This is a genomic window from Nakamurella sp. (assembly GCF_048594475.1).
In the GTDB taxonomy this organism is placed as follows: domain Bacteria; phylum Actinomycetota; class Actinomycetes; order Mycobacteriales; family Nakamurellaceae; genus Nakamurella.
Window position 1 is genome coordinate 1 of the sequence record NZ_JBMDXT010000271.1, and the last position, 4,126, is coordinate 4,126.

Genomic DNA, 4,126 nt, shown 5'->3' on the forward strand with positions numbered 1-4,126 from the left:
GCGAGCCGGCCGGCGCGGGCTCAGCCGATGAGGATGCGGGGGTCGGGACCGGCGCCGACGGGCTACCCGGCGCCGGTTCCGCGGTGGCGCCGGCGGTGGCCGAACCGGTATCCGCGCCCGGGCCCGCGCATGCCGTGACGAGCAGCGCGGCCGCGACCAGGCCGGCCAGCGCGACGGCGGGCCGCCTACGAGTCACCATGCCCGCCGACGCTACCGGCACGCGGCCATCGACTGGGTGGACGGATCGATCCCGCTCAGCGTCAGCGTCCCGTCCTGCTCGGACAGCAGGTAGGTCAGGTCCCAGGTGATGCAGGTCGCCGGCAGCCGCTTCGGGGCGAACTCGACGTCCTGCTCGGAGGTGAACAGGGTGCGGACCCGCAGCGGGTCGTCGCCGATCTCGGCGATCATCAGGTTGGAGTCGACCGTCGTGCTGTACGCCTGGGCCCAGTCCGGCTCGGACTGGTTGGCCGCCTGATCCGGGCCGACGACGGTCAACCAGGCCTGGAAGTCGCGCCGGTTGATCGCGTCGAAGTAGGTCTGCAGGGTGTCGCGGATCTCGTCGACGCGCGGGTGCTGCGCGGCGGCGGCGGAGACGGCGACCGACTCGTCACCGGTCGGGCCGGCGGCGTAGCCGGCGGGCACCGCGGCGGGCCGGGTCCGGCCCAGCGCCCAGGCGGCGGAGGCCCCACCCCCGAGGACGACGATCAGGACGATGGTCAGCACCATCGTCAACCGTCGGCCGCGTAACCGCATACGGCAAGACCCTCCGCCATCGTTGTCGTGGACACCCCGTTCGGGGCGAATGCGAACTGTCGCACTGTCCACAAGGTCCGACGTATCAGCGGGTCGCCGGTTGTCACGCAGGGTGGATGGCCGCGGCGCGAACGGTGTTATCCATTTCTCGCCGCGGGCACGCAACCCCGCCGGATTAGCCGACCTGGTGCAGCCAGGTCACGGCAGTGCCCTCGCCGGCCCGGCGGTAGGGCTCGAGCTCGGCGTCGACATGGGCGCCGAGCAGGTCGGCCAGCGTGTGCTGGAGGCCGTCGAGGCTGGTCGCGGCGGCCAGCACGGAGCGCAGCTGGTCCTCGCCGAGCATGACGTCACCGTTGGCCGACATAGCGGCCCGCCACACGCCGCGGCCGGGCAGGTGGCAGATGCGTTCGCCGTCCTGGCCGGGGCTGGCTTCCTCGGTGATCTCGAACCGGAGCATCGGCCAGGCCTTGAGCGCCTTGGCCAGCTTGGCGGCGGTTCCGGGCATGCCGGACCAGGCGACGTCGGCGCGCAGGGCGCCGGGGGACGCCGGCTGGGCCGTCCACGACAGCGTCACGCGACCGCCGATGACGCTGCCGATCGCCCACTCGACGTGCGGGCAGATCGCCGCGGGCGCCGAGTGCACGTACACCACTCCACGGGTCACTACCGTCCACCTCCGCTCGCACTTCCATCGTTCTTCCCCAACGTGGACGTGCGTGACCGGCGGCAAATGGTGTGGCCTGCGAGGACATTGTGCACCGTGGGGTGGCCGTGACGCCACCCCCCGATGGAATGGACGCGAGCCGCCTCACCTGGTGACGGGCGCGCCGTCGTCCGACCAGAGGGGCGCGTCGGCCTGGCCGTCGGTCCACCCCCGGGACCGGCGGCTGTCGGCGCCGAGCGTCGGGCCGGCGACGGCCAGGAGGAGGAACAGGACGAGGAGGATCAGGGCTGCGGTCATGACCTCAGCCTGGTCCGAGAAAATCATCGCGTCCATCTGTTTCTTCTTCCGCTGATGCGTAAGATCAGCTGCATGATTGACGTCCGGAAGCTGGAGATCCTGCGCGAACTGGACCGCTGCGGCACGATCGCCGCCACCGCTGCGGCCGTGCACCTGACCCCGTCCGCGGTCTCCCAGCAGCTGGCGGCGCTGTCCAAGGAGACCGGCACCGCAATGCTCGAGCCGGACGGCCGGCGGGTCCGGCTGACCGAGGCCGCGCAGCTGTTGCTGGCGCACGCCCATCAGATCTTCACCCACCTGGAGCACGCCGAGTCCGATCTCGCCGCCTTCCGCCGCGGTGACGCCGGCACGGTGCGGGTCGGCACGTTCAGCTCCGCGGTGAAGGCGCTGGCCGTGCCGGTCATCTCCGATCTGGCCGGCTCGACCCGGATCCGGGTGGAGGTCCGGGAGGTGCAGCCGGAGGACGCCCTGGACGCCCTACTGGGCCGGCGCGTCGACCTGTGCATGAACCTGGCCGTGACCGAGCTGCTGCCCGGGCACGACGACAAGCGGGTGCAGTCCGAGCACCTGCTGGACGACGTCATGGACGTCGCGCTGCCGTTCGACCATCCGCTGGCCGACCGGCCGGAGATCGAGCTGCGGGACCTGGCCGACGCGGACTGGATCCTGGCCAACCCCGGGGTGCCGTGCTGGCAGCTCACCCGGCAGGCCTGCGAGCGGGCCGGCTTCCAGCCGCGGGCCCGGCACTATTCCGACGAGTTCGTCGGTGTGGTCGGGCTGGTCGCCGCCGGCCACGGGGTCAGCCTGGTCCCCCGGCTGGCGCAGCCCGAGTTCGCCCGGGAGCCGATCGTGCTCCGGCCGGTGGCCGGCGAGCCACCCGTGCGACGGATCAGCGTGCAGACCCGGGCCGGCACCGCCGACCAACCGCACATCGCCCCGGCCCTGGCCGCGCTGCGGCGGGTCGCCGCCGGGGTCGCGGCCGCGGCGCCGGTGCTGTGCCGGCCGGTGGCGGTACCGGCCGAACCGGCGGTCGCCGGGACGGGGCCGGCCCCGGTGCTGGTGCACTCGGCATGACGACCCGCATCGCGCTGATCCGGGGCATCAACGTCGGCCGGAACAAGCGGGTCGCGATGGCCGACCTGCGCACCCTGCTCGCCGACCTGGGATACAGCGACGTGCGGACGCTGCTGCAGAGCGGCAACGCCGTCTTCTCCGTGCCGGGATCGGCGCGCGGCGGCACGGCCGCGGTCGAGCAGGCGATCGAACGGGGGCTGGCTGATCAGCTCTCGGTGACCGCCCGGGTGCTCGTACGGACTCCGGCCCAGCTGGCGTCGGCGATCGAGGCCGACCCCTTCGGCGACCGGGCGCCCGACGGCTCCAAGCACTTTCTGGGGTTCCTGGCCGAGCCGCCGCCGGCGGCGACGGTCGCGGCCGTGCCGCAGCTGGGGCCGGACGCCGACACCGCCCCGGACGAGGCCCGGTTCGCCGCGGGCCACCTCTACCTGTGGTGCCCGAACGGCATCTCGAAGTCGACCCTGTGGTCGGTCGACTGGGACCGGCGACTCGGCACGGCGGTGACCCTGCGGAACTGGAACACCGTCACCAAGCTGCGCGAGCTGGCCGGCTGAGCCGGCGGTGGCTGCCCTCGCCGGCCGATCGGGCGAGGCCACCGTCGAGCACCCTCAGGACGGGCGATTCGGGAAGAGCGCGGCGTCCAGCAGCGGTGCCTGAAGCCGGGCCCAGGGCGAGAGCCCGCTGTCCGGGTCGGCGGCGGCGGCCAGGAACTCCGGCCAGGTCCACCAGGCCCACCGGTCGACCTCGTCGGGGCGCGGGTCGGGGTCGTCCTCGATGCGGGCGACCAGCACGGGGCACAGTTCGTTCTCCTCGACGGCGCCGTCGGAGGCCCGGTAGGAGAAGTCCGGGAGGACCATGCGCAGGTCGGCCGGTTCGATGCGCAGCTCGTACCGCATCCGGCGGGCGGCGGCGTCGGCCGGCGCCTCCCCCGGCGCCGGGTGCCCGCAGGCGGTGTTGGTCCAGACCGCCGGGAACGTGGCCTTGTCGGCGGCCCGGCGGGTCACCAGCAGCCGCCCGTCGGACCGGAAGCCGTAGCAGGAGAAGGCCAGGTGCCGCGGCGTCCGCGCGCCGTGCACGGTGGCCTTGTCGGCCAGCCCGATCGGCGTGCCCTGCTCGTCGACCAGCACGACCTGCTCGTTCTCGTCGAGCGGCGACGGTGGGAACGGGGCCACCCGGCGGCGCCCTGGATGCGTGGGGTCGGACAGTGGATGTCGGATCGGCGGCACGACCGCGAGCCTACCGATCGACGCGGCCGCCCCCGGCCCGCCCCCCCCCAGGCGGGGCGAACCCGGGCGGGCGGGCGGGGCGGGGGGGGGCGCGGTCCGGCGCCCCCACCGC

Annotated in this window: 6 protein-coding genes and 1 pseudogene; 2 read left to right on the plus strand and 5 right to left on the minus strand. The window is 73.9% G+C overall.

Translation table 11 applies throughout. The annotated features are described in order from the left end of the window. The 4 genes and pseudogenes from ACOJUF_RS12545 to ACOJUF_RS12560 form a co-directional block, all read right to left on the minus strand. Positions 1–199 (minus strand): annotated as a pseudogene (locus tag ACOJUF_RS12545) (hypothetical protein); the annotation flags it as partial. 11 nt (positions 200–210) lie between these two features. Continuing rightward, the gene (locus ACOJUF_RS12550; RefSeq protein ID WP_420122183.1) at positions 211–726 is read right to left on the minus strand and encodes a hypothetical protein; all 516 of its coding nucleotides are present in this window, start codon (positions 724–726) and stop codon (positions 211–213) included. A gap of 202 nt (positions 727–928) precedes the next feature. Continuing rightward, positions 929–1,417 carry a DUF3145 domain-containing protein gene (locus tag ACOJUF_RS12555; protein WP_420122184.1) on the minus strand — a complete coding sequence of 163 codons (489 nt, stop codon included), beginning with the start codon at positions 1,415–1,417 and terminating at the stop codon, positions 929–931. A gap of 144 nt (positions 1,418–1,561) precedes the next feature. Then, on the minus strand, positions 1,562–1,714 hold the full coding sequence (locus ACOJUF_RS12560) for a hypothetical protein (RefSeq protein ID WP_420122185.1): 153 nt from the start codon (positions 1,712–1,714) through the stop codon (positions 1,562–1,564). 72 nt (positions 1,715–1,786) lie between these two features. Between ACOJUF_RS12560 and ACOJUF_RS12565 the strand changes: the two genes are divergently transcribed. Continuing rightward, positions 1,787–2,788 carry a LysR family transcriptional regulator gene (locus ACOJUF_RS12565; protein ID WP_420122186.1) on the plus strand — a complete coding sequence of 334 codons (1,002 nt, stop codon included), beginning with the start codon at positions 1,787–1,789 and terminating at the stop codon, positions 2,786–2,788. Next, positions 2,785–3,342 (plus strand): DUF1697 domain-containing protein, encoded by a 558-nt coding sequence (locus tag ACOJUF_RS12570; RefSeq protein ID WP_420122187.1) that lies wholly within the window; start codon positions 2,785–2,787, stop codon positions 3,340–3,342. Before ACOJUF_RS12565 ends, ACOJUF_RS12570 begins: the two co-directional genes overlap by 4 nt. A gap of 54 nt (positions 3,343–3,396) precedes the next feature. Here ACOJUF_RS12570 and idi read toward each other — a convergent pair whose 3' ends face one another. Then, a complete protein-coding gene (gene idi, locus ACOJUF_RS12575; protein WP_420122188.1) occupies positions 3,397–4,014 on the minus strand; it encodes an isopentenyl-diphosphate Delta-isomerase in 618 nt (205 codons plus the stop codon). Positions 4,015–4,126: the final 112 nt, after the last annotated feature.

What these genes read in the sequence shown, in the direction of transcription:
- ACOJUF_RS12560 (WP_420122185.1), bottom strand. Translation starts at nt 1,714, where the DNA reads ATGACCGCAGCCCTGATCCTCCTCGTCCTGTTCCTCCTCCTGGCCGTC.
- ACOJUF_RS12565 (WP_420122186.1), top strand. Translation starts at nt 1,787, where the DNA reads ATGATTGACGTCCGGAAGCTGGAGATCCTGCGCGAACTGGACCGCTGC.
- ACOJUF_RS12550 (WP_420122183.1), bottom strand. Translation starts at nt 726, where the DNA reads ATGGTGCTGACCATCGTCCTGATCGTCGTCCTCGGGGGTGGGGCCTCC.
- ACOJUF_RS12570 (WP_420122187.1), top strand. Translation starts at nt 2,785, where the DNA reads ATGACGACCCGCATCGCGCTGATCCGGGGCATCAACGTCGGCCGGAAC.